The following is a 25672-nucleotide window of genomic DNA, read 5'->3' as shown; positions in this document are numbered from 1 at the left end:
TGTGTAATAAAATGATTTTAATTTAAGATTATTTACCTCGTTTTTATTTAATTACTGTCTGTCAGTGTTATTTCATTCGGATATTTATTGAATAACATTGCTAATAGCGAAAAATGGACACTTTCCAGTTTATGAATGTGCTGCGAGGTATGTTATAAAAACACAATAACGACTGAGGGTATTAATAAAGTGAAAAGTGTAAAGCTAATTGTCAGTACAATGTTCTGTGGAAGTTTGCTGCTGGCAACTGTGCCTGCGCATGCGGCGTATAAAGCGGATGAAACGCATGTAATCCAGTTTAAGAAAGGTACCAGTGGCGCAGATATCAAGGGGACAATTACGGGTGATAAAACAAAAGATTATACGTTTGTCGCCAAAAAAGGGCAGACCATGCAAGCAGTTCTGAAAAGCGCCTGGCCTCATCCTTTCATGAGTATTATTGCACCGGGCGAACAATTCATTTTTGATGGCATGATGAGTGGTGACACTTATAAAAATACGCTGCCTGCCAGCGGTAAGTATACCATCAGAATATATCAAAAAGGCGCGGCGAAGGATGAGGGGAAAACCAACGCATTCCAGCTGCACATGAAAATTACCAACTGATCATGAGGAAAAGATCGCCCTGGTGGTGATCTTTTCCTTTGCGATTAAACTTCTTCGCCAGAATAGGCCACAACGCAATTACGGCCTCGGTTTTTTGCCATATACAGGGCGCGGTCTGCGCAATCAGCAAGTTGTTCGGGGGCTGAACGGTTATCAACCGAGGTTACGATACCCAGGCTTATGGTGATGATGCGTGGAAAATCACCTTTAGTCGTGGCCTGAGTTTGTTGTTCTACGTGTTTTCTGATTCGCTCTGCGATGTTAAATGCTGCATCTGCGTTAGTTTCAGGTAGCAGAATAGCAAACTCTTCTCCGCCAATGCGTGCCACGATGTCGTTACGCCGACTCAGTCGCTGCATAATTTCTGACAGTTTGATTATCACTCTGTCACCCTGCAAATGTCCCCAGGTGTCATTGACCGACTTAAAGAAATCAATGTCGCAAAAGACAATGCTCAGGGGTTTATGGGGCGCTGTCATTTTTATCTCATTGCTGAGTGCGTTATAAAAATAGCCACGGTTGAAAAGTCGGGTCATCGGGTCGCGGACTGAATTTTCATAGGATAATTCATAGGCCTGACGTGAGGCTTTGTAGCGCTTGAAAATATCAGACATGAGCACGATCATCACGGCCATTGCGCTAAGGCACTCCAGGCCTCTGGCGAGATACCATCCAGCGGAGTCTATATGCGTGTACTTCAGCATAATGATGACACTTAACAGATTGCTCAGGGCAACCAGTGACATACTTACCCAAAACTGTGTTTTTAGCCGGGTTAATTTTGCCCCTAATAAAACGATACAGGTCCACAAGATAATGAGGACATAAATAAAGCTACCACGCCAGGGTCTAAGCCATTCAAACGTTTCTGTGTCAACCAACTGAAACGATATTGGCGTAATACGGATGGAGTAGAGGATAGCCATTACCAGATGCAACATGCACCATGAATAAGTGGCGTAAATAACTGTTTTACCATGTTTTTCTTTTTTATTTTTAAACGTATATAAATAGTATGTTGCAAAAAACAACCCCGTAATTAACATATTCCTCATAAAGTATAAAACAGCAATGTCATTGTAGATGACACCAGGAAGGCCGTTTTTATAAAAATAAATATAGAGCGCAAGAAATAAGAAAACCCCCGAGAAATAAAACGCGCAGGCCAGGGGTAAAAGATATTTTTTGCGCCGATAACTCATGTAATTCATCGTCATAAAGCACCCCGTCTGAATGTGCAATACACCAGCAAAGGTTGCAATAACCGGGTAAAAAGAGAGGCTATAACGCTGATTACTAAAAGGGATATACCAAAGAAAAATGGATGTCGTTAGGGACAGGAGTAAAAAAAAAGTTAAATTCTTTTTGTGAATGTTTATTTGTGTTGTATTCATGATTTTTATGTATATAAAACAGCGCTATATTTCAGCTATCTTCTCAGCTTTGTATTTTGTCTTTTTGATTTTTATTGCTGTTGATTTTGACTGGCAGGAAAAGTCAGGGAGGAATTGGTATTAAAAAAACGATAAAAAACAGATTTGTTTTTTTATATAAGGAGTTGCGCAATGAGTTCTTCATTGCGCAAGACTATTTAACTTATTGTGCGGATGGCGTTAATCAACCCCTGAACGCCTTTTTCAAGTTTGGAACGTGGACATCCGGCATTGAGGCGCACAAAACCGCGTCCTTCTTCTCCGTATGTGTATCCGGGCATGATGGCGACTTTCTGCTGATGGATGAGTGCTTCCTGCAGTGCGTGGTCATCAAGGTTGAGTGGACGCAAGTCAATCCATGCCAGATAGGTGGATTGCGGAACCTGCCAGTTCAGTTCGGGGAATGCGTTATTCAGCTCGTGCGCGATGTAATCCAGGTTACTGGCAAGATAATCCCGCAGCGCATCAAGCCAGCTAGCGCCCTGTTGGTAGGCTGCGATATGTGCGCTAAGCGCGAGCACTGCAGGTGAGGAAAGACCATCCCGACCCTTTAACGCACTGAGGTAATCGTTGCGACTCTGCTCATCCTCAATAATCCCGTAAGCCCCGGTTAATGCCGGAATATTGAAGCTCTTTGAACCGGAGGTGAACAGCGCCCAACTGTCGCGCGCGACGTTACTCCACGGGATGTGTGGCTGGTCTGCCCATACCATATCCATATGGATCTCATCAGAGATGACTTTTACACCGTGGCGCTGACACAGCTCCGCCATGGTTTCCAGTTCATCGCGCGTCCACACCTTACCGGTTGGGTTGTGCGGGCTGCAAAGCAGGAGAATTTTGCTTTCAGGCCGGGACAGGGCTTTCTCTAGTGCGACCATGTCGCAAAACCAGCCGTCAGCGCGTTTTTCAAGTCCGACAGCGCATACCTGGCGCTGATTACCTTCAATCGCTTTGTAAAACGCGTCGTAAGCCGGCGTATGAATAACCACTGCATCACCCGCAGAAGACCACTGGCGGATTAGCTCCGATACCATATAGATGACCGAGGGGCCATAAACCAGCGACTCAGGATCGATTTGGGTATTATGACGCGATAGAAACCAGTGGCTAATCGCCGCCAGAAATTCATCATTTTTCCAGCGACTGTAACCCAACACGCCATGTGACAGGCGCTGAGTCAGCGCCTCCAGAATGCAGGGGGCGGTGGCAAAATCCATATCGGAGATGGTGAACGGCAGAAGGTCGGCTGAACCAAAACGGTCGGCAACGTAATCCCACTGAGTACACCAGGTACCATGCCTGTCCACAACCTTTGAAAAATCAAACATATTGTTGTCCTTAAGCCTGTACGGTGTTCATCAGAACTGCGATCTCGTCTTTCACTGACTGGACCTGCGGACCAATAACAACCTGAAGATTATGCTGATTGAGTTGCACTACGCCAATGGCGCGATTGTCCTTCAGTGCCTGTACGTTCACAAGCGACATATCCTTCACTGACAAGCGCAGACGGGTAATGCAGTTATCAAGGCTGACAATGTTTTCCGCACCGCCCAGCGCCGCCAGAATGGCAGGGACGTTGTAACCGGATTTACCCGGTGCTCCCGCCATGACTTTATCGATATTGCTGGCAATTTCGACGTCCCGCCCCGGGGTCTTCAGATTGAAGCGTGTGATGGCGAAACGGAAGATCACGTAGTACACCGCGAACCAGATCGCAGCCACGACAGGGACCAAATACCACTTGGTAGAGAGTCCGTGCAGGATGCCGAATACCACAAAGTCAATCAGGTTACCGTCCGTGTTGCCGATGGTGACGCCTAACACCGCCATCACGGTGAAACCAAGACCGGTCAGCAGGGCGTGGATTACATACAAAACAGGGGCAACGAACAGGAATAAGAACTCGAGTGGTTCGGTTGTACCGCCGATCACGCAGGCAATGAGACCAGAAATTAACAGCCCTTTAATTTTATGACGATTTTCAGGGCGAGCACAGTGGTACATAGCGAGCGCTGCCCCCGGCAAACCACCGAGGAACGCCGGCATTTTACCCTGCGACAGGAAGCGGGTTGCGCTTTCAGAGAAACCTTGTGTCGTTGGGCAGCTCAGTTGAGCCTGGAAAATAGTCAGTGCGCCGCTCACGCTGTGACCGCAGACTTCCTGCGTGCCGCCAGCTTCGGTGAAGCGAATGAGCGCCACCAGAATATGATGCAGACCAAACGGCAGCAGTAGACGTTCACCAGTACCAAACAGCATTGGACCAAATTCGCCCGCGCTGTTGATGATGTGGCCGAGCCCGTTAATGCCCATGGCGAAAACCGGCCAAACCAGGGGAATGACCAGGCCGACCAGTCCCATCACCACCGAAGAGATAATTGGTACAAAGCGGGTACCGCCGAAGAAGGCCAGTGCATCCGGCAGGCGAATGTTGTGGAAACGTTCATGCAGCATCCAGACGATGATCCCGGCAATAACAGCGCCGAGGATCCCGGTGTCGATCGACTGGATCCCCAGGATATTCTGTACGTTGTTAGCTTTCAGGATCGTGGCATCCGTGGTAGGCAAGATACCTTTCGCGGTTAACCAGAAGTTGACGGCAAGGTTCATCACCGCATAACCAACAAAACCGGCAAATGCCGCTACGCCTTTGTTCTCGCGGGCCAGGCCGAGAGGTATGGCAATACAGAACATCACCGGTAAGAAGCTAAACGCAAATGAGCCTACTTTGCTCATCCAGGTAAAAATAGCCTGCAGTACCGGATTACCCAATGCCGGAATCAGCGTTAAGACATCATGACTACTTAACGAGCTGCCGATCCCTAACATGATCCCGCAGAATGAGAGCAGAGCCACGGGCAGCATAAAGGTTTTGCCCAACTGCTGGAAAAATTCCCATAACGTAATTTTTGGTATGGTTCTCGTCGTCATCAAACGACTCCTCGTAAAAGCTAGCTGACTAATGATGGCGAGAAGATAAAACGTTTTACCTAATTTTAGTGCGGTATAAATCACATTATCGAACGATAATAGGGCGTATAAATATATGTGATTGATAAAACGTTTTATCCGTCACGTTATCAGGGAGTTTTCCGTTTTTTATGGCTATAGCCAAAAAAATAACCATCCATGATGTTGCGCTGGCCGCGGGCGTTTCGGTTAGTACCGTCTCATTGGTGCTCAGTGGAAAAGGCCGTATTTCATCCGCGACCGGCGAACGGGTGAATGCCGCTATTGAGCAACTGGGGTTTGTGCGTAATCGCCAGGCATCAGCGCTGCGTGGCGGGCAGAGCGGGGTAATTGGTTTGATCGTGCGCGACCTTTCCACCCCGTTTTACGCCGAGTTGACGGCGGGTCTGACGGAAGCTTTAGAAGCGCAGGGGCGCATGGTCTTTTTATTACATGGTGGCAGAGATGGCGAACAGCTGGCACAGCGTTTCGCTATGCTGCTTAATCAAGGGGTTGATGGTGTGGTGATCGCCGGGGCTGCCGGCAGTAGCGACGACCTACAACAACTGGCCGCGGAGAAAGGGATTCCGGTAGTGTTTGCGTCTCGGGCCAGCTACCTGGATGACGTTGACACCGTCAGACCTGACAACATGCAGGCAGCGCAATTGCTGGTTGAACATCTGATACGCCATGGGCATCAGCGCATCGCGTGGTTGGGGGGGCAGAGTTCTTCATTGACCCGCGCAGAGCGTGTCGGCGGCTATTGTACGACGTTGCTAAAGTATGGTTTACCGTTTCATAGCGACTGGGTGCTGGAGTGCTCATCCAGCCAAAAGCAGGCCGCAGAGGAGGTGACCGCGCTGTTACGTCGTAACCCAACGATCAGCGCAGTGGTGTGCTACAACGAAACCATAGCCGTTGGCGCCTGGTTTGGCCTGATGAGAGCAGGGCGTCAGAGTGGTGAAATTGGCGTAGACCGCTACTTCGAACAGCAGATCTCGTTAGCTGGATTTGCCGATGTAGCGGAAAATGCACTGGACGATATCCCCATTATTTGGGCCTGTACGCCCGCGCGTGAAATGGGATATACCCTTGCTGAGCGCATGCTACAGCGCATTGGGCACGATGATGGTCATTCGCGTAACTTAACGCTTTCCGCCCGTCTGGTGGTGGCAAAATAAAAAAGGCCCGATAAACACACGGTTATCGGGCCTGTTGTCACGCGTATTTACTGTTGCGGAATAGCCGGGGCATCCGGTTCGCCGAGAGAAGGCATACCGAACATGCCAACAAACTCATCCAGCGACATTTTTTGTCCGTTTAAGGTAACCTGGCCGTTTGCGTATTGCAGGCTGGAGCCGATGACGTTGTCCTGCATCGTTGTAATACGGAACATCTGACCCATTGCCGCCAGGCCATTCACCTGTTGTTTCGCCAGATCGGCCGCTTGTTCCTGCTGATAGCCTTCAATTTTGGCAATCTGCGTCATGAACTCAGTCGCCATATCAACCGGAATCGTCAGCTTAGCATCCAGTGATTTGACCGAACGATCCACTTCCTGAGCCAGCGTTTGTGGTTCCTCAGTATTTGCTGTCGGATCTTTTAGCAGCAGTGACAGATTAAATGCAGTTTCACCTTTTGCATTTTTCCAGCTCAGCGGGGCTATGGTGATAGCCGGCTCGCCTTTCATCAGAATCGGCAGCGCATTGAAGAAGGCTTCAGTGACTTTTTGCTGATAAAGCTCAGGATTTTGTACCACATCAATCTGCGCCATCAGCGCCTTGGTTTGGGCGCTATACTGCTGACTGAACTGGTGTAATGCTTCACCGTCAATCTGGCCAACTTTCAGCGTCAGTTTACCGCTACCCATATCCTGACCCTGCAATTTCAGACTGTTCAGCGTGTAATCCAACTGGCTGTTGACAGTTTTACCGTCGTTGATCAGATCGGATTTACCATCAATACCCATGCCTTCCAGAACCGCCAACTCTTTACCTTCGACGGAAATCGACAGTTTATCGAGTGACAATTTCTGGTCGCCTATGCGCTCACCAAAGCTGGCAATACTGCTGGAACCCTCAGTTTTCAGGTTATTGAAAGTCATTTGTACTTTCTGGTCATACTCGTTGACCGCATTGACCACGCCGCTTTGCGCATTGCCTGTCAGCGAGACAGCGTTACCTTCTTTGTCTGCTGTAAACTGGAATTCCCCGCCGCTGAAGGCTACTTTTTCGTCGCCTTTCTCATAGTTCAGTGGTTTGAGGGAGAGATCGGAACGGGTATCGCCGCTGTAGCCGATTCGGGAATTAATGACAAATGGCGACTCACCTTTGGCAATATCAAACAGTGGTTTGGTAACGTCGTTATTGACCAGAGTCGTTTTCACGGAGGCCATAGCCGGGACCAGATTCAGTGATTTCAACTGAGCCAGCGGGAATGGACCGTGATCGACGGTTTCATTCAGGACGATACTTTGCCCCGGTTTTAGCCAGGAATCTGCCTGCCCGGCGATTGGTTTCACCACCAATTGCAGTTGGCTATTGAACACCCCGCGCTGGTAGTTTTGATAACTCAGTTCAATGCCCGCCTCAGGGGAGAAACGTTTTAACTGATCGTTTGCCTGTGTCACCATCTCGGCGAGATGCGTTTCAAGTTTCTTACCTGTGTACCAGGCGCCGCCCGTCCAGACGATACCCAGCGCAACCACCACACCCGCAGCTACCAGCGATTTTTTCATTTCGATATCCATAAAATAAAACCAGGCGTTTGAAGACGCCTGGAGGAGTGACATGTCTTTAACACACTACAGCTTAGCAAGAGTTGTTAAAAATATCAGTATCTTGCTATAGCTTGTTATAAACCCGGGCTAAACGACCTGCGCCACTGATGTTAACCGGCGATTCATTCGCGCCAATAAAGGCCGATTCACCCGGTCGCAGAACCAGACGTTGCTCGCCTTTGCTCAGCACGGCTTCACCCTCGATGCAGAACAAAATAGCCGCACTTTGCTGGCTGATATCTGCGCCACTGGTAGTAAGCTCATGCAGGGAGAACGCAAAATCATCAACCGGGATTGGGAAGTCCAGTTCACCATCAGATTCAACCGGCGTGGTCAGTAACTGGTTTGCTGGCTTGGCGACAAACTTCACGTTGGCGACCAGTTCCGGGATATCAATATATTTTGGCGTCAGTCCGGCACGCAGCACGTTGTCCGAGTTAGCCATCACCTCAAGCGCCACACCTTGCAGGTAAGCGTGCGGGGTTTCGGCAAATAAGAACATAGCCTCGCCTGGATTGAGTTTCACCACATTGAGCAGCAGCGGGGAGAAAAGCCCACTGTCGTTCGGGTAGACGTCAGCGATCAGACGGATGGTTTGCCAGGGTTCACCCTGCTGGCTGTTCAGCGCTGATTTCAGGATCGCCAACGCATGGGATTTCTCCTCATCCTGCATATTCAGCAAGCTGGCGAAAAGATAGCTCAGACGTTCCGCACTCGGTTCTTCCAGGAAATGTGCAATAGCTGGATGTGCGGCGGAAACGGGTTGTAACAATGCAACAATGTCAGAGAACTCGCGGAATGCGTTCATCGCCAGGAAAGGCGTCAAAGCAAATACCAGTTCTGGTTTGTGGTTAGGATCTTTGTAGTTGCGCTCGGCGGCATCCATCGGGATCCCCGCGGCGTTTTCTTTGGCAAATCCAATTTCAGAATTGTGCTTGTTAGGATGAACCTGAATCGAAAGTGGTTGAGCAGCGCAGAGTACTTTAAACAGGAAGGGCAGTTCACCAAAACGTTGCGCAACAGCATCGCCTAGCAGTGCGGATTTATCGTGCTCGATAACGTCGCGCAGAGCAACCGTCTGACCGTCAGCGCCCAGAACCTGCGAACTGCTTTTCGGATGCGCGCCCATCCACAACTCAGCCATCGGTTGCTGAGTGGGGTTGGCAATGCCATAGAGTTCCGTTAACGCCGTTTTACTTCCCCAGGCGTAGTTCTGCACTGAGTTGATGAGTTTTTGCATTATCAAGCCCTGTTTCAATGTTGAATTTTCTACGGCTATTAAACCAAGAAACCCTGAGGGAAGTAACCTGCACATGTAAAAAGTCGTACTTGTCTCAGTTTTTGTTAAAAAAATGTGTAGGATATGGTGACTCGCTTTTAATACCCTGAGTAATTCCGGTTGCAGAAAGCTCTTCCTTCTACAACCGGATCTGCGGCAGGGAAGCAGGGCAATGGAACATCTGCCCAGAGAATAACCAGACCGAGCAGTAAGTGAGAGCACAATGTCAAACAAACCCTTTCATTATCAGCATCCTTTCCCCCTCAAAAAGGATGATACCGAATACTATCTGCTGACCAGCGACTATGTCTCTGTTGCCGAATTTGAAGGGCAGGAGATTGTTAAAGTTGCACCGCAAGCCTTAACCCTGCTGGCTCGTCAGGCCTTTCATGATGCGTCGTTTATGCTGCGTCCCGCACATCAACAGCAGGTAGCTGATATTCTGCGCGACCCGGAGGCCAGCGAAAACGACAAATATGTGGCCCTGCAATTCCTGCGTAACTCTGACATCGCGGCAAAAGGCATTTTGCCGACCTGTCAGGACACCGGAACTGCGATTATCGTGGGTAAAAAAGGTCAGCGTGTCTGGACCGGTGGGGGGGATGAGGAGGCGCTGGCACGAGGCGTCTATAACACCTACATCGAGGACAACCTGCGCTATTCACAAAACGCAGCGCTGGATATGTATAAAGAGGTGAACACCGGTACCAACCTGCCAGCACAAATCGATTTGTATACCGTCGACGGCGATGAATACAAATTCCTGTGTATTGCCAAAGGCGGTGGTTCGGCGAACAAAACCTATCTGTACCAGGAAACCAAAGCGCTGCTAACGCCGGGCAAATTAAAAAATTACCTGGTTGAGAAAATGCGTACGTTGGGCACTGCGGCTTGTCCGCCGTATCATATCGCGTTCGTAATCGGTGGAACATCGGCAGAAGCCACGCTGAAAACGGTCAAACTGGCTTCTGCAAAATACTACGACGAACTGCCGACAGAAGGTAACGAACATGGTCAGGCATTCCGCGATGTAGAGCTGGAAAAAGAGCTGCTGATTGAGGCGCAGAATTTGGGGCTTGGTGCGCAGTTTGGTGGGAAATACTTCGCGCATGATATCCGCGTGATCCGCCTGCCGCGTCACGGCGCGTCGTGTCCGGTTGGTATGGGTGTTTCTTGCTCAGCCGATCGAAATATTAAAGCCAAGATCAACCGTGAAGGTATCTGGATCGAAAAACTGGAACATAATCCTGGCAAATTTATACCGGAAGAGCTGCGCCAGGCGGGAGAGGGCGAAGCGGTACGTGTTGACCTCAATCGTCCGATGAAAGAGATTCTGGCTCAGCTTTCCCAGTATCCGGTTTCCACACGTCTGTCGCTCAATGGTACAATTATCGTTGGCCGTGATATTGCGCATGCGAAACTGAAAGAACGTCTGGATAACGGCGAAAGTTTGCCGCAGTATGTTAAAGATCACCCGATCTATTACGCAGGTCCGGCAAAAACGCCGGAAGGTTATGCCTCTGGTTCGCTGGGTCCAACTACTGCCGGACGTATGGACTCGTATGTTGACCAGCTTCAGGCCGCTGGTGGGAGCATGATTATGCTGGCGAAAGGCAATCGCAGCCAGCAGGTGACCGATGCTTGCCATAAACATGGCGGCTTCTATTTGGGCAGTATTGGCGGCCCCGCCGCGGTGCTGGCTCAGGGCAGTATCAAGAGCCTGGAGTGCGTGGAATACCCGGAACTCGGGATGGAAGCCATCTGGAAAATTGAAGTAGAAGATTTCCCGGCATTTATCCTGGTAGATGACAAAGGCAACGATTTCTTCAAGCAAATTCAGACGTCGCAGTGCGCACGCTGCGTTAAGTAACGTCAGCCGCCCTTCGGGGCGGTTTTTTTTACCGCACGAACCACCAAACGACAGTTTTATCCTCGTTAATACTCATAAGACCAATGCAAATGGGCAAAGTCGAAACATAACCTAATCAACTGTTAATGTAAGGAGCAGGTAATGGTAACGGTACGCCGCGAGAATGATTCAATGGGGGCGATTGATGTTCCTGCCGATAAGCTTTGGGGCGCGCAAACCCAACGTTCGCTGGAGCATTTTCGTATCTCTACGGAGAAAATGCCGGTCTCGTTGATCCATGCGCTGGCGCTGACGAAACGCGCCGCGGCAAAGGTTAACCAGGATCTGGGGCTGCTGGCGGAGGATAAAGCCAGGGCTATTATGCAGGCTGCAGATGAGGTGTTGGCAGATAAACACCGCGATGAGTTTCCGCTGGCCATCTGGCAAACCGGCTCAGGCACGCAAAGCAATATGAACATGAACGAGGTGCTGGCAAACCGGGCCAGCGAATTGCTGGGCGGCGTGCGGGGGATGGAGCGAAAAGTACACCCCAACGATGATGTCAATAAAAGCCAAAGCTCGAACGATGTCTTCCCGACCGCAATGCACGTTGCCGCACTGCTGGCGCTGCGTAACTCTTTGATCCCAAAATTAAATGTGTTGACTAAAACGCTCAGTGATAAGTCCCACGCTTTCGCCGATATCGTTAAAATTGGTCGTACACATCTGCAAGATGCAACTCCACTTACGCTTGGCCAGGAGATTTCCGGCTGGGTAGCAATGCTTGAACATAACCTCAGACACATTGAAAACAGTTTACCGCATGTGGCAGAACTGGCGTTGGGGGGAACCGCGGTAGGTACCGGACTGAATACTCATCCCGAATACGCCCGCCGGGTCGCGGATGAACTGCGGGTCATTACCTGCGCGCCGTTCGTTACCGCTCCGAATAAATTTGAAGCGCTGGCTACCTGCGATGCCCTGGTTCATGCCCACGGAGCGCTAAAAGGGCTGGCAGCGTCGCTGATGAAAACCGCCAACGATGTACGCTGGCTGGCATCTGGCCCGCGCTGTGGTATTGGCGAAATTTCAATTCCGGAAAATGAACCGGGCAGCTCGATCATGCCGGGTAAAGTCAATCCTACCCAGTGTGAAGCGCTGACTATGCTTTGCAGCCAGGTGATGGGTAACGATGTCGCCATTAATATGGGCGGGGCGTCAGGTAACTTTGAGCTCAACGTCTATCGACCGATGGTCATCCACAACTTCCTGCAGTCGGTACGCCTGCTGGCGGACGGTATGGAAAGCTTCAATGAACATTGCGCGACGGGAATCGAGCCCAACCGTGAACGAATAGATCAACTGCTCAATGAGTCGCTGATGCTGGTGACCGCGCTCAACACCCATATCGGTTACGATAAAGCGGCTGAAATTGCCAAAAAAGCGCATAAAGAAGGGCTGACGCTAAAAGCCTCCGCTCTGGCGCTGGGATACCTAACCGAAGCGGAGTTCGACAGCTGGGTACGTCCGGAGCTGATGGTTGGCAGCATGCGGCCAGGCAGTTAATCCGCAACGTACAGGTGCAGCCGGGGAATAATCAATCTCAACGGCTGCGCCTGAGGTTTAAAGCGATGCTGAACGTTATCGGCATCGTAATTCAGTAACTCGCCGATATCCGGTACGGTCATACCGTTGTCGTCATTAAGCAGTGCAATTAGTGGCGTCGGGCAGGCATATTGCACCTGTTTTTGCTCTCCTTTGTACCAGACTCGGGCAATAGGCTGCACTTTTACCGGCCTTTTAATTTTCAGGCGGGCCTGCTGCGGTAAGTCGGCGATATCCTGATATTCGCGTTCAAGCTTCGCCTGCCATTCTTCACGTGTCCAGGGATGTACGCTGCGCGGTGAGGTCAGGCTTTTTTCCAGTTGCTGCAGTACTTCATCACGTTTCAGGTTTTTAATAATGTGCTTGTTAGCCCAGCCGAATCGCAGGGTGGCAGGATCTCTGACAACGGTGAGCGTGCGATAGGCATTCAGTGTAATCAGCCCCGGCAGGTGGCGATGCACCCATTCGAAACGTGCTGCCGGCGCCAGCCCTGACTCTACTGTAACAATGCGCTCGAAGGTGGTTTTCAACTGGTTTATACGCTGGATTTGTTCTTCCAGAGCACATTGCGCCGCATTATCAACCTGGTAGCACAATACACCCGGCAGGCGGACGGCCGCTTTGCTGCTGCGGTTTTCGGACTGCTGCTGAATAAACAGGTGACGGTAATGGCGCAGTGCCAGCGCTTCAGCCTCTTTGCCTAAATGCTGCTTAACATCAATGCTCTGCAGAGGGGCATGCTCTGCCTCTTTGACCACTTCCGGTAACGAGAATACGCGGGCAATCAGCAGCGTCTGCTGCAACAGGTTTTCGTTCAGAAGCGCCAGTTCTTGTTCCATCTGGCGAAAGGTGCCGTTCAGGCGGTCAACGAGATCGTAACGGGCCATAGATTTACCATTTTAGTTACAACATACTTTTTTATAGTACAACATTCACCGCCTGGCCACCGAGCAGAATAGGTCAGGCAGCCGAAATTTCAGGAATGTTATGCCAGACGGGCCAACGGAAAGTAAACCGGGCGCCGCCAAGTTCACTTTCATCACAGACGACCGTCCCTCCCATAGCCAACGCTATTGAGTGGACGATGGCTAACCCAAGCCCACAACCCCCGGTCGCTCGGTCACGGCTGGGGTCAAGGCGTACAAACGGTTCAAAAACCTGTTCGCGAGCGTCTGGTGCAATACCGGGGCCGTCGTCTTCCACTACCAGCGTGGCTTGATTGCCGTTCAGCAGCAGACTGGCTTGCACCGTTGACTGGCAATAGCGTAGGGCATTATTCAGCAAATTATCCAGGACCCGCTCCATCAGACGCATATCCAACGCGCCGTAGTCGCCAGTTTCGAGATGACGTAATTGCACCGCACGGTCAGGATTTACGCTTTGCACATCCTCCAGATGGGTGGTTAACCAAGCAGGCAGGTCCGGTACGCTGAGTTTCAGTTCATTTTGCGGGCGATCCAGGCGGGCGTAGGTCAGTAACTCTTCTATCAACGCTTCCAGTTGGCCGATATCACGATTCAGCGCCTGAGATTCCTGCTCGGTGAGGTTATCACTCATTTCCAGCCGGTAACGTAAACGTACCAGCGGGGTACGAAGCTCATGGGCAATACCATCGATGAGCTGTTTTTTACTGGCGATCAGCGCATTGATATTGTCGGCCATTTGGTTAAACGCTACGCCCAGGCGCTCAAAGCTGGAACCGCTGTCAAAATGAAGGCGTTCACTCAGATGTCCTTCACCAAAACGTTGTGCGGCGGATTCGAGTCTGAGCATTTCCTGCCAGTGCGGGCGCATCCAGATCAGTACCGGGAAGGCCAGTGAGATAGCAATAAACGCCATCAGCGCGATGTCCAGCAAGCGCATTTGATGGAGAAAATAGAGGTAGGGAACCGGACCGACGGCCAGCACATAATGGCTGCGAGGAATGCGTTGAATGAAGGTGTATTGATCGTCAAGTGCCACAATATCGCCTTCGCGCAAACGCTGCATGGTTGGGGCATCCAGTGTGTACTTATTCAGCGGTTCAACGCGCAGGTCAAATGAGAGGTTTAAATCCATCTCCTTCAGCGTCTTACCCCAGTCGCGTGGCGGGATTTCGCGTAGTTCACTGCGCATCAGGTACAACGAGCTTTTCATCAAATCGTCGAGCGACTGTCTGCCTGCGCGTTCTGCGGTGAATTTGTATACCAGACCGACCAACAGGGTCATCACCAAAAAGCAGACAAACAGCAGGAGGTAAAACTGCACAAACAGTTTCTTCATAAAAAATCACCGAACGCTCAATGAGTTAGCGAGTGCACGTGTCCCACAGGGGAAAAGTGAGCACAGCGGTATCCGCCGATGCGTGGGTTCAGAAAGGTTCTCCGATCACCATCCGGCGTGCTTGTCCACGCAGAGTACACTGTATATCTCTTTTCTGCATTCTTATGGCTCCTACGGGCGCGGAATGACCTTTCGCTGGATCACGCATTGCTTTCTACGCTGTAAGTTAATCAAAATCGGGGTGGGGTTGTTCTGGCGTATGTCACGACCGCACCTAAAAGGTTACTTCGTTTCTCAACGTAGATGGTGTTGTTATATTCGTAGTTACCTTCGGGATAGCAAATTCTGATGTTAGTCCCGAGATCCGGATCGTCAACATCAGCCCCCGAACAGCTTTTAGAACTTCCTGTAGCATAGACGTATGTGGCGGTATAGGACGAGGGGACACCCGGAATGAACCAGGTTATCGCCATAACCATGATCACTGAAAACAGCACCATGGCAATGCTGATGCCACCAAATAATTTCAGATAGGTTTGGAAGGGACTTTTTTTCATTATCCCATTACCTACCAGAAATAAGGTAATTAACAATGACACTGCCAGAGAAATAAGCATGAGGTATTTGGATGTGAGCGGGTAGAGAAATGTCGCTCTGTAAATCGTTACCTTCCACCAGTAAAAGAGAAATATTGCGCCGAGAGATGAGACGGTAACAAAAAACAAATATGGATATGAGTATTTTCTCATCCTTGTGACTCCAGAACAATTTCTCCATTTGGGTTTAATAAATTACCATTTGTTTTGAATAATGAAAACGGCTCTCTTGTTTGAATTGTTAGGTACGCCGCAGACCAGAGAATTTGCGCTATCTTTGGGGATATAGGCATAATAATAAAAGGGATATTCTCACCCGTGGCAGGGATGACTGACCTTGCGTATAATGCGTGCCGATACTTCCTGAAAAGTGCTGTGACTGAAAATATGAATCTCAATCGCTGTTGTTATTCGCTACTCATTTTCGCAGCGGTCGGCTGCATTTTCACCGCTTATCCTCTTGTTATATGGTTTCTACTCGCCAACGTTTTGACGCTGCTGTTATACGGCGTGGACAAAATGGCGGCACGCAAGGACTGGCGCAGAGTGCCGGAATCCACATTGCTGGTGTTTGGCGTTGTGGGCGGGTGGGGCGGCGCGATAGCGGGTCAACAAATCTTTCGCCATAAAACACAAAAGCAGCCTTTCAAAACCTACTTTATTATCAGTGTGATAGTCAGTATTTCTGTGATGGGCGTGATTTATAAGTTCTATCCATTTTTACCTTCCTGAGCATGGTTGGTGAATAAACTGCCGGTTTATTTGAGGCAGGAAATATATTTTTCACCTGAACGGCGCACAATTTCATCGGCATTTTGCGTAATATCTTTACCTTCAAATGCGCCGTAAAGTTGCTTAAATTTCACTGTTCTCAGGCGTTGGATGATGTCGCTGACGGTGGCGGCTGGCAACGGTAGCATATTGGGGTAGCTCCACATAAATGAGACTGCATGGGCACCTGGTGTAACTTGAACGATGTCGCCAGAAAGCACCACGCCTTCGTCACGCGCCCAGTGCAGGACGCAGCCGCCAGCAAAGTGCCCGCCGAGACGTATCATCGTGACGTCACGGGTTAACTCAATGGTGTCGCCATCCCAGAATCTAATCCACGGGCTGTCACGCATTACCCACTTTCTGTCGCTCGCATGAAGGTAAATCGGCGCGCTAAATTCCGCAGCCCAGTCCTGCATGGTGGTGTAGTAATGAGGATGCGAAATCGCGATAGCCTTAAGGCCGCCAAGGGACGTTATTAGCGTTTTTGTGGCATCGTCGAGCGTGGCAATGCAGTCCCACAGAATATTTCCTTCTGGGGTACGCACAAGAAACGCGCGCTGATCAATTGCAAAATCAGGAACGGTGCGGATGCTGAGGAGGGTACTGTCGTGTTGCTTCCACTTATTTGTATGCGATGCACACAGGGTGTCAAAATCGATCCATTTCTGCCCGCTTGTGGGGACATATTGACGTTCATCCAGGCAGATATCGCAATGTTCCGGATGGGCGCCAGTTATCTCATAGGATGTTCCACAGGTTTTGCATAACGTGATCATCGTGTCCTCCTCATATACCGAACACAGTCAGCATGGCACACAGATACACAAGGATGTGCCTGTTAGTGCTCTACCCGATAAGTCAGTGATGATGGAAGTGGTGGTTGTGGCTCAACCAAAAGAAAACAGGAATAATGCCAACACGGATCCTTTTGATTACCATCTTCCAGAGAAAAATGAGGATATTGTTTGGAAAATCGTCTGTTCAACACCTGGCTCAACCGTTGGGGGCTCACTCCAGATGGTGAACCGTTTGAAACGCACACATCGCAGCTTTTGCCTGTGGTGGTGGTCAAGGACGGGCAGAAAGCCATACTAAAGATCACCGATGATGACAGTGAACGGATCGGCTGTGAACTCATGGTCTGGTGGAACGGAAATGGCGCAGCGAAAGTACTTGCTCATGCAGCAGGGGCGATTCTGCTGGAACGTGCGACAGGGACAGAGTCTTTAGCGGACATGTCCTGGACTGGCAACGATGCGCAGGCCTGTCGCATTATTTGCCATGCTGCCAGTAGACTCCATCTCTCCCGAAATGCGTCTACGCCTGCGTTAACACCTCTGCACCATTGGTTTCGCGATCTGGCTCCAGCCGCGAAAAAGCATGGCGGTATCCTGACGCGTTGTGCTGCGGTGGCAAACGTACTGCTATCTTCACCCCATGATGAAGTCGTATTACATGGCGATCTACACCACGGCAATATTCTTGATTTCGGAACGAGAGGATGGCTGGCTATCGATCCCAAAGGGCTGGTGGGCGAGCGTGGCTTTGATTACGCCAATATCTTTACTAACCCCGATCTTGCCGAACCTACCAGACCTGTCGCCATTGAGCCGGAAATATTCACGCAACGAGTCAACATTGTGTCTGAAATCGCCAGAATTGAACGGCAGCGTTTACTGATGTGGATTGTTGCCTGGTGTGGGTTGTCGTCCGTCTGGTTTCTGCAAGAGGGTGACAGCGCAACGGTACCTCTGCGTATTGCGGAGCTAGCGATGGCAGAACTTGCTTCAGGTGGTAATCAATTTTGATCTACGACACTGGGTTAGTAATTCTTAAGAGTTATCATTAGCCTGGTAAACGTTGTATTAATCAATCAATGAACGGCGGTGTGGTGTGTTGTTGAGCGAAAATTTGACAGGCCGGAAACAATGAACGCATTGTTTTCATTATTAAAAAAACGCCCGAATATTCTTTTTTTGATGGTCTTACTCATCGGGGCAAACATCGTAGCGTGGCTGTGGGCTTTCACCGCGTTTAGCAACAATACTTCCTTACTGGCACTGAGTCTGATTGCGTGGTGCTATGGTTTGCGCCATGCCGTTGATGCCGATCATATCGCCGCGATAGACAGCGCGACGCGTAAACTTATGCAGCAGAAAAAACGTGCCCTGACAACGGGGGCCTGGTTTTCTCTGGGACACTCTACCATTGTGGTGCTAGCCAGCATTGGCATTGCGCTAACTACCAGCGTGTTTAAGCAACATATGGCATGGTTTCAGAATGTCGGTGGTCTGATAGGAACTACGGTTTCTGCCGTATTTTTGCTGATTCTGGCTACCATCAATCTCATTATTTTCTGCCAGGTCTGGAAGGCATTCCGCCATCTTAAACGCACCGGTACTTACGATGGCACTACGGAAGACATTACAGTTTCAGGCCCTCTGAACTGGCTTTTCCGCTCAGCGTTTCGGCTGGTAGGTAAAGACTGGCATATGTATTTTGTCGGCTTTCTGTTTGGTCTGGGTTTTGATACCGCCACTGAAATTTCTCTGCTGGGAATTTCTGCTTCAAGCGCGTCCAGCGGCATGTCGATTTGGTCAATTCTCGTTTTCCCGGCGCTGTTTACCTGTGGTATGGCGTTAATTGATTGTCTCGACAGTATTCTGATGGTTGAGGCCTACGGATGGGCGTTCAATAAGCCGCAACGTAAGCTCTATTACAATATGACCATTACCGGGACTTCCGTGATTGTTGCGCTATTTATTGGCGGGCTGGAGGCGCTGGGACTTCTCTCTGACGCGTTTTCGCTTCAGGGTGGTTTGTGGGATACCGTCAGCAATTTGAGTGACCATATGGGGAATGTCGGTTTTGCGATTATTGGCGTCTTTATCGGCTGTTGGATTATCTCCGCCGTAAACTACCGTTGGAAAAAATACGACGGACTGACGTTTAGTTAGCTATCAATGTGACAGTGTAACGCCAGGTAATTAAGAGGGCCGATCAAAGTGACCGGCCCGGTTGGATTACTTATGAGGCTCGTCGTCCCAGGCGTGCGGTGCGAACAGATAACCTTTGTTGCGTACCGTTTTGATTCGATAGGGTTCAGTCGCGTTATCGAGCAGTTTTTTGCGTAAGCGGGAAATCGCGACATCGACGCTGCGATCCATGCCGTCATAACTTACGCCACGCAGGTTTTTTAGCAACGCATCACGGTCCATAATCTGCCCGGCATGGGTTGCCAACTCCCACAGTAATTCAAAATCAGCGGTGGAAAGAGAGATTTGCTCGCCGCCGAGCAGCACGGAGCGGTTGGTGGGATCGATAGTGAGTGTGCCAAAGCGCAGCGTTGTGTGCGGTGTGATGGTTGCCGCTTGAATGCCTTTAGACTGTGCGGAGTGTTCATTCTGGCGCAGGTGCAGGCGCAGGCGAGCCAGCAGCACAGCTGGCGGCGTTGTCTTCAGGATGTAGTCACAGGCGCCCATTTCCAGCGCCAGGATATGGTTCATGTCGCTGTCCAGCGAGGTGAGCAGAACAATCGGGCCTTGCCAGCGTCCGCGTAAATCGCGGCAGATAGTCATCCCGTCTTTGCCCGGCAGCATGATATCTAATAACACCAGATCGGGTTGAACGTGCAGGATTTTCTCCTCGGCCAAATCACCACGAGGTTCAAGGATAACCTCAATATCATGCCGGGCCAGATAGGCTGCAATCAGTGAGCCAACTTCGGGATCATCTTCAACAAATACGATGGTGTTCATATCATTCATTTTGAATATAAAACGCCAACATACACCGCCCCGGTTTTTCCTTCCATTAATCTTTTCTAAACAAGAACGCTTCCGTTATGCTAGAGGCTGATGTTATTGATGTGTTAAGGCAGAGTGATGGGACTCGTTATAAAAGCGGCGCTCGGTGCGCTGGTGGTGGTGTTGATAGGTTTGCTGGCGAAAACAAAGAATTACTATATTGCTGGATTAATTCCACTGTTCCCGACGTTTGCGTTGATTGCCCACTACATCGTGGCCAGTGAGCGTGGGATCGAGGCGTTACGTACAACCATTGTATTCAGTATGTGGTCGATTATTCCCTATTTTGTCTACCTTGTTTCACTGTGGTATTTCACCGGGTTTATGCGCTTACCCATCGCGCTCGGCGGTGCTGTAGTGTGCTGGAGCCTGAGCGCGTGGTTGCTGATCTTTTGTTGGATCAAACTGCACTAACGCAGATGACGCCCGCCATCAAGGGCAAAACTACGCCCGGTGACAAAACAACTAGTTAGTAGGTAGTCAATTAAATCAATGACCTCTTTTTCACCAGGCGCGGTTTTCATCAGTGATTTGTTTAGTGCCTGCTGGCGATACTCTGCATCGTCGCCCTCGTTAAACAGGATAAGTGAGGGGGCAATCGCGTTCACTTTCACTTCCGGTGCCAGTTTGCGCGCGAACGAGCGGGTCATATTATCCAGCGCCGCTTTGCTGGCAGCATAAGCAATGTGTTTGTCGCTGCCACGCTCCACAACATAATCCGTAAAATGAATGATGTCGCTGGCTGCGTGCCCATGACCGCGTAGCAATCCTTCCAGCGCGTGGTTGAGCAGGTAGGGCGTATTGACGTGGATCTGCATCATACGTGACAGTACTTCGCTAAGCGGTGTGCCGGGTTTTTCGGCGACCCAGGCGCTGGCATTATGCACAATGGCGCGCAAGCCATCCGTCTGCGCTTTGACCTCATCAGCAAAGGCCAGTACGCCTTCATCCGTGGAAAAGTCAGCCGGGATACAAATCGCGCCCGCTTCTCGCAGGCCGTCAATGGCAGGATAGTGAGTTCGGTAGCTGACGATAACTGGCTGTTTTTGGTTCAGAAAGTGCCATGCGACGGCGAGGCCGATACGACGACCACCTCCGGTGATAAGAATTGGCAAAGGAGGTTTTTTACCCATTGTTATACTCAGGCTCCGTTAAAAACAGCATCTTACAAGAGAAAGGGTGTAAGTGGTGTAGTGATCAGTACAAACTCATGTGTACACAGTAGCACACAGAAATAAAGTTGTTGGGGTTTGTTACAGCATCCTGATTTAGCGGCGAGCACATTTTAGTCGGGCTATAGTCGAAGGAGTAATAGAGAGAGGGGGATTAACGTAATAGAATGATTAGTCATTAAAAAAGGGAACCAGAAAACAGGCTCCCCATTGTAGCTATGTTTTCCTAAGCTCTCTCAGTTTATCCATTATTTTATTGAATTCTTCTGTGAACTTTCTGTGATCTCTTTCTTCTGCTTCTTGCATAATACGAGCGGCTTCAAGCCTTCTTGCTTCAATCAATCTTTGTTCTCGTTCTTTAATCTGAATCTTCAATCTCTGTTCAAATTCTGATATGTCGATAGAAGCAACAATCACCGGATTCTCTAAGAGTTGGTAGAGTGGGGAAAATAAATCTGAATACTGATCTACAGCGTCTTCTGGCGGTGGTGAACGATAGAAGGTTAAACCTTTTCTCCATCGTGATAGTTGTGCATAGTTCAGCTTAGGTTTCTTGCCTGTGCCTTCATACGCCTCTTTCACAGCATCTAACACAGCGGCAGGTTTTACGTCCTTGCTTATCTTTAACGCTTCTTTCATTCGGCGTTCTTGTGGCTGTGTGCTGTCTCCGAGTAAGATCAGATTTACGTTCTTCATTGTCTACCCTTAAATGATTAAGGAAGCATGATAATACACACAGCCTCTTGTGTTCAATCTGATGGCTTCCAATTAGGAAAGATAGCCATCATCATCTCTATTGCTTTCTGTTTTGCCCGTGTTGCTGCCTTCTCTGCAAAGGCTTTTAGTTCAGCTTGTGATTCTTCTTCGATACGTTCGACGATACCCGCAAAAATGGCTTTCTGATTGTCCTCAGAAGCGATAGAAGCAATAACCTGATTTTGTTGTTGTGACGCTCTCAGTTCCGCTGTGAGACGGGCAACTTCTTCCTTTAGCTTTTCTTCTGTGCTCTTACTGGGGGACTGCTGAAATCGTGCGGGAATTTCTCCGAGATCATCGGCGAAAAACTTGTTTAACCATCGTTCTTGTAAACGGCAACCAGCAGATGCATTTAACCATTTGAGGAAAAAACGGAGATTTACATGACCTTCTTTTACAGCAAGGCGTAGCTTTTCTAATTCAATACCACGCTGAACAGAGACACCTGCTTCATTGTTTGGCTTCTTGAATGGTTCAAGATCAATAAGTTTTAGAAAATCTGCTGCTGTTAAAACTGACATAATTATTTCCTCTAAAAAGGCTGGATTGCTCCAGCCTCATTTAGTTTAGATATTCCAATACAAGATGACACTATCACCGAGTTTATCGTTATACACGGTAGTCGCTGGTGTGGCTGGGGTAATCGTTGATGCTGGAACAACGTGAACCACGACAGGAGGATTCACAGGCGTCGCAGGAGTCAGAGGAGTTACGGGTACAACGTGTACGACAACTGGAGTTGGTTGTGGTTGTGGCGGAGTGATATCGGTGATTGTTTTCACTTCACCCGTTTTCAGATTTTCTGCCTTCTCTGCATAGTGACTAGGGCCATATGCCCCAACAGTTGCTATGCCAAGTGAATTGACTGAAGTTTCGATTGCATAACCATCTTCTTTAGCTAAGCCCTTAGAGAAACCATACCCAACAGTCTCATTTCCAACATAACCACGAAGGTGAGTGATTGTGAGATCACCTTCTTTCACCATAACATTATGAGTACGCATGGTTGGTGCAATCACTGTTGATGCTACACGAGTCAGGTCAGCGTTTTTGAGCGCGTGGGTAGTTTTCACTGCGTTGGATACATCGTTGTATGCAGTGACTGTACCAATAGCTTCATCACCTTCTTTAGTGCCGTGAATCGACAGGCCGCCAACGCCTTCAACATAGCTATGGTCGGAGAAATGCGTTACATCACCGTTCGTCACGTCAACGGTGTGGGAACGCATTTCAGGCGACACAACAGTTGATGCTGTTTTGGTCACACCATCACGAGTAACTGTTGAGGTACGAACCACACCTGTTTTTTGACTGATTGTGGTTGTCGCAGAATATTGTTCATTAACACCGTTGTAGGCAATGTTTTTAGTAACGACACCATCTTTCACACTGATGGAACGTGTCGTGTTATCTGCAATGGGGTGATCGCTCATATTGATGGAGCCTTTAGAGAATCCTGTGAAACCACCACCTGCATTCATGCGCTCCGCAAAGTGACCACCAAACGAATGACCACTAAAAGCATGACCAATGTTACCACCATGGCCATGGCCACCAAAATTGTGACCGCCCATACCTCCATGGCCACCGTGACCATGAGCAAAAGCAGACATTGGAAGAACTATTAATACTGCAACCACTGATTTCTTAAACATTTTAATACTCCATTTAGGATTAATAGGGGGTGTCATCATTAATTCTTTATTTATCATTTTGTTTGTCCTTCAATGACTAAATACTGCCGACTACATAATTAATCGATGCAGTAACAGCTATTAATAAACCTTTTTTATTTCCGACATAATTGACGAGGGGAGTGTAGCTGGTGGGACCAGCGCACGGGTTGCATTATTATCAAACACAAATATCAACACAACTGCATGATAAATCAAACACAAGATAAAGCACAAATAGTTAATTGTGTGATGATTAATTGTTCTTTTATTTATCCATATATTATGATGTGTATGTGTTCGTTAAGTGTTTCTTTTTTTATCTTTTATCAATATGAAAAGTGAACAAAGAATTGAGAAGGTTATGATGTGTTTCTGTATGTTATGTTGTGATTCATAAGAAGATAAAGCAGGTGATCGTGACTGACTGTTGCGCCGTAAAGCAGTTTGCGATTGTGAAGTGTAGAAAGAATAACTCGAACTCAATAGGGGGATCACACCTCGTGATGAGTCATCATCTGGAGAGCCGTGATAAGCGCTTCACACGCAGCAACAAATAGTGTGGGGGGCAAGCATGAAGGGAGAGCGAGAGCGATTATTTTCGATTAATCAGCGTTAACCATGATATCCCGATAATCCTTTATCAGGATATTCATAGTCTGATATTTTCCGAAGCCAGCGATGGGTATAACGTTAGCCTATCAGCATCCAGGTAGCTGGCACAGCAGCAACAAGCAGCAGGCCGATCAGCGCCATCTCCTGGCGTTTTAATACGTTTTCATGCGTGTGCGTTTTACGGGCATAAAGGAAAACCAACAGCCCTGGCGCATATAACACCACAGACAGCAACAGATGCATCGGACCTGACGCATACAATAACCAGATGCCATAAATACTCGCGCCGATACCGACAGCCTTATGAATCGGACGGGTGGCAATTTTTAACAGAAATGCGCCGACCAGCAAATAGGGCACCAGAATCATCTCTGAAGCGATTGTCAGTAACGTATTGTAGTCGGAGCCTGTGAGCCAGATTAGCACAAGGCAGATTTGTACACAGATGTTGGTTAGCCACAGCGATGCCGATGGCGCACCCTGTGCATTCTGTCGCGCAAAAATACGCGGAAACGCTTTGTGCGTGGAGGCGAGGAACGGCACTTCCGCCGCCATAATCGTCCAGCTTAAATAGGCACCGCACACGGAAACAATCAGACCCGCGGCAATAATAATTTCGCCCCATGGCCCCATCATTTTAACCATCAGACCGGCCATTGATGGATTGCGGATCTCTGCCAGTTCTGGCCGCGCGACAACGCCGAGGGATAGCAGGGTGACTAACAGGTAAACGCCCAGTGCGGCGAGTACAGCTAACAGCGTGGCGCGACCAACATCGCGTTTATTTCTGGCGCGGGCAGATACCACCACCGCGCCTTCCACACCAATGAAAACCCACAGGGTGATGAGCATGGTGTTTTTGACCTGCTCCCAGACAGGCACGCCCAACGCGACGCCGGTAAAATCGAGAGTAAAGGTGTCGAGCTTAAACAGCATGAATGCCAGCACGATAAAGAGGCCTAGCGGCAATAGTTTTGCCAGAGTAGCGACCAGGTTAATGCTGGCCGCGGTTTGTACTCCCCGCAACACCAGAAAATGGACTATCCATAACAGTACCGATGCGCCGACAATCGACTGCCAGGTATTACCGTCGCCGAACAGACGTAATTCCGGTGTGTCGGTAAAGAAACTGAGCGCAGAGAAGACGATGACCAGATACGAAACGTTAGCGATAACAGCGCACAGCCAGTATCCCCACGCAGAGCAGAAGCCAATCAACTCGCCGAAACCTTCACGTGCATAGGTGAAGATACCGCCGTCCAGTTCAGGACGGATACGCGTCAGGATCAGCATGGCAAAGGCGAGCAAAAGAATACCCGCACCGGTAATCGCCCAACCAATCAGTAATGCAGCCGGGCTGGCTACTGCCGCCATATTTTGTGGCAGGCTGAAAACGCCAGCGCCGAGCATTGAGCTTAAAACCAGCGCGGTCAGTGCGCTCAGACCCAATTTCTTTTCCATTTGTATCCAGTTACAAAAACGAGAGTGAGAGAATAATTATTTTGGCAAACCGCA

At 49.3% G+C, this 25672-nt stretch carries 23 protein-coding genes; 8 read left to right on the top strand and 15 right to left on the bottom strand.

Annotated elements, in window-relative coordinates:
* Positions 1 to 189: 189 nt before the first annotated feature.
* On the top strand, positions 190 to 606 hold the full coding sequence (locus tag GHC22_RS12665) for a hypothetical protein (protein WP_048235434.1): 417 nt from the start codon (positions 190 to 192) through the stop codon (positions 604 to 606).
* Positions 607 to 650: 44 nt separating this feature from the next.
* On the opposite strand, the gene GHC22_RS12660 is transcribed toward GHC22_RS12665, so the two are convergent.
* The 3 genes from GHC22_RS12660 to malX form a co-directional block, all read right to left on the bottom strand.
* A complete protein-coding gene (locus tag GHC22_RS12660) occupies positions 651 to 2000 on the bottom strand; it encodes a sensor domain-containing diguanylate cyclase (protein WP_153753145.1) in 1350 nt (449 codons plus the stop codon).
* Positions 2001 to 2197: 197 nt separating this feature from the next.
* Entirely contained in the window at positions 2198 to 3370 is a 1173-nt protein-coding gene (locus GHC22_RS12655) for a MalY/PatB family protein (RefSeq protein ID WP_153753143.1), read from the bottom strand.
* A 10-nt stretch (positions 3371 to 3380) separates the two neighbouring features.
* Positions 3381 to 4973 (bottom strand): maltose/glucose-specific PTS transporter subunit IIBC, encoded by a 1593-nt coding sequence (gene malX, locus GHC22_RS12650; RefSeq protein ID WP_153753141.1) that lies wholly within the window; start codon positions 4971 to 4973, stop codon positions 3381 to 3383.
* A gap of 170 nt (positions 4974 to 5143) precedes the next feature.
* Between malX and GHC22_RS12645 the strand changes: the two genes are divergently transcribed.
* Positions 5144 to 6172 (top strand): Mal regulon transcriptional regulator MalI, encoded by a 1029-nt coding sequence (locus GHC22_RS12645; protein WP_137377874.1) that lies wholly within the window; start codon positions 5144 to 5146, stop codon positions 6170 to 6172.
* 47 nt (positions 6173 to 6219) lie between these two features.
* Here GHC22_RS12645 and GHC22_RS12640 read toward each other — a convergent pair whose 3' ends face one another.
* Positions 6220 to 7728 carry a YdgA family protein gene (locus GHC22_RS12640; RefSeq protein WP_079934113.1) on the bottom strand — a complete coding sequence of 503 codons (1509 nt, stop codon included), beginning with the start codon at positions 7726 to 7728 and terminating at the stop codon, positions 6220 to 6222.
* 106 nt (positions 7729 to 7834) lie between these two features.
* Positions 7835 to 9010, bottom strand: coding sequence for a mannose-6-phosphate isomerase (gene manA / locus GHC22_RS12635; protein WP_103285159.1), 1176 nt, complete (start codon positions 9008 to 9010; stop codon positions 7835 to 7837).
* Positions 9011 to 9272: 262 nt separating this feature from the next.
* On the opposite strand from manA, the gene fumB reads away from it, so the two are divergent.
* Together fumB and fumC are read left to right on the top strand one after the other, a co-directional pair.
* Complete coding sequence (fumB, locus tag GHC22_RS12630) at positions 9273 to 10919, top strand: class I fumarate hydratase (protein WP_003832822.1); 1647 nt, start codon at positions 9273 to 9275, stop codon at positions 10917 to 10919.
* A gap of 141 nt (positions 10920 to 11060) precedes the next feature.
* Positions 11061 to 12464: a class II fumarate hydratase gene (gene fumC, locus GHC22_RS12625; RefSeq protein ID WP_153753139.1), complete on the top strand. Its 1404-nt coding sequence runs from the start codon at positions 11061 to 11063 to the stop codon at positions 12462 to 12464.
* On the opposite strand, the gene tus is transcribed toward fumC, so the two are convergent.
* From tus to GHC22_RS24890, 3 genes are all read right to left on the bottom strand, one after another.
* Entirely contained in the window at positions 12461 to 13390 is a 930-nt protein-coding gene (tus, locus tag GHC22_RS12620) for a DNA replication terminus site-binding protein (protein WP_153687211.1), read from the bottom strand. The two genes, fumC and tus, sit on opposite strands and share 4 nt — an antisense overlap.
* A gap of 73 nt (positions 13391 to 13463) precedes the next feature.
* Positions 13464 to 14765 (bottom strand): two-component system sensor histidine kinase RstB, encoded by a 1302-nt coding sequence (gene rstB / locus GHC22_RS12615; RefSeq protein WP_060682245.1) that lies wholly within the window; start codon positions 14763 to 14765, stop codon positions 13464 to 13466.
* Between the two features lie 230 nt (positions 14766 to 14995).
* The gene (locus tag GHC22_RS24890) at positions 14996 to 15514 is read right to left on the bottom strand and encodes a hypothetical protein (RefSeq protein WP_079933994.1); all 519 of its coding nucleotides are present in this window, start codon (positions 15512 to 15514) and stop codon (positions 14996 to 14998) included.
* Between the two features lie 234 nt (positions 15515 to 15748).
* Here GHC22_RS24890 and GHC22_RS12605 point away from each other — a divergent pair, with 234 nt between their 5' ends.
* Positions 15749 to 16093: a DUF1294 domain-containing protein gene (locus tag GHC22_RS12605; protein ID WP_032934568.1), complete on the top strand. Its 345-nt coding sequence runs from the start codon at positions 15749 to 15751 to the stop codon at positions 16091 to 16093.
* Positions 16094 to 16119: 26 nt separating this feature from the next.
* Here GHC22_RS12605 and GHC22_RS12600 read toward each other — a convergent pair whose 3' ends face one another.
* A complete protein-coding gene (locus GHC22_RS12600) occupies positions 16120 to 16911 on the bottom strand; it encodes an MBL fold metallo-hydrolase (protein ID WP_153753137.1) in 792 nt (263 codons plus the stop codon).
* A gap of 189 nt (positions 16912 to 17100) precedes the next feature.
* Between GHC22_RS12600 and GHC22_RS12595 the strand changes: the two genes are divergently transcribed.
* Both GHC22_RS12595 and GHC22_RS12590 read left to right on the top strand, forming a co-directional pair.
* Complete coding sequence (locus GHC22_RS12595; RefSeq protein WP_153753135.1) at positions 17101 to 17943, top strand: aminoglycoside phosphotransferase family protein; 843 nt, start codon at positions 17101 to 17103, stop codon at positions 17941 to 17943.
* A gap of 120 nt (positions 17944 to 18063) precedes the next feature.
* The gene (locus GHC22_RS12590) at positions 18064 to 19092 is read left to right on the top strand and encodes a HoxN/HupN/NixA family nickel/cobalt transporter (protein WP_153753133.1); all 1029 of its coding nucleotides are present in this window, start codon (positions 18064 to 18066) and stop codon (positions 19090 to 19092) included.
* 66 nt (positions 19093 to 19158) lie between these two features.
* On the opposite strand, the gene rstA is transcribed toward GHC22_RS12590, so the two are convergent.
* On the bottom strand, positions 19159 to 19902 hold the full coding sequence (rstA, locus tag GHC22_RS12585) for a two-component system response regulator RstA (RefSeq protein ID WP_057095100.1): 744 nt from the start codon (positions 19900 to 19902) through the stop codon (positions 19159 to 19161).
* Positions 19903 to 20019: 117 nt separating this feature from the next.
* Here rstA and GHC22_RS12580 point away from each other — a divergent pair, with 117 nt between their 5' ends.
* The gene (locus GHC22_RS12580; protein ID WP_008784705.1) at positions 20020 to 20355 is read left to right on the top strand and encodes a GlpM family protein; all 336 of its coding nucleotides are present in this window, start codon (positions 20020 to 20022) and stop codon (positions 20353 to 20355) included.
* On the opposite strand, the gene folM is transcribed toward GHC22_RS12580, so the two are convergent.
* The 5 genes from folM to GHC22_RS12555 all read right to left on the bottom strand — a co-directional run bounded on the left by folM (position 20352) and on the right by GHC22_RS12555 (position 25618).
* A complete protein-coding gene (gene folM, locus GHC22_RS12575; RefSeq protein WP_048214244.1) occupies positions 20352 to 21074 on the bottom strand; it encodes a dihydromonapterin reductase in 723 nt (240 codons plus the stop codon). The genes GHC22_RS12580 and folM overlap by 4 nt on opposite strands.
* A gap of 255 nt (positions 21075 to 21329) precedes the next feature.
* Complete coding sequence (locus tag GHC22_RS12570) at positions 21330 to 21809, bottom strand: hypothetical protein (RefSeq protein WP_048235422.1); 480 nt, start codon at positions 21807 to 21809, stop codon at positions 21330 to 21332.
* Between the two features lie 53 nt (positions 21810 to 21862).
* Positions 21863 to 22390, bottom strand: coding sequence for a hypothetical protein (locus tag GHC22_RS12565; RefSeq protein WP_079933999.1), 528 nt, complete (start codon positions 22388 to 22390; stop codon positions 21863 to 21865).
* Positions 22391 to 22435: 45 nt separating this feature from the next.
* Positions 22436 to 23581, bottom strand: coding sequence for a hypothetical protein (locus GHC22_RS12560; protein WP_153753132.1), 1146 nt, complete (start codon positions 23579 to 23581; stop codon positions 22436 to 22438).
* Positions 23582 to 24235: 654 nt separating this feature from the next.
* Positions 24236 to 25618 (bottom strand): amino acid permease, encoded by a 1383-nt coding sequence (locus GHC22_RS12555; protein ID WP_048214240.1) that lies wholly within the window; start codon positions 25616 to 25618, stop codon positions 24236 to 24238.
* Positions 25619 to 25672 lie beyond the last annotated feature (54 nt).

This window comes from Citrobacter sp. H12-3-2, from assembly GCF_009649895.1.
GTDB classification, from domain to species: domain Bacteria; phylum Pseudomonadota; class Gammaproteobacteria; order Enterobacterales; family Enterobacteriaceae; genus Citrobacter; species Citrobacter portucalensis.
This window is presented reverse-complemented; position numbering and strand designations above follow the sequence as displayed.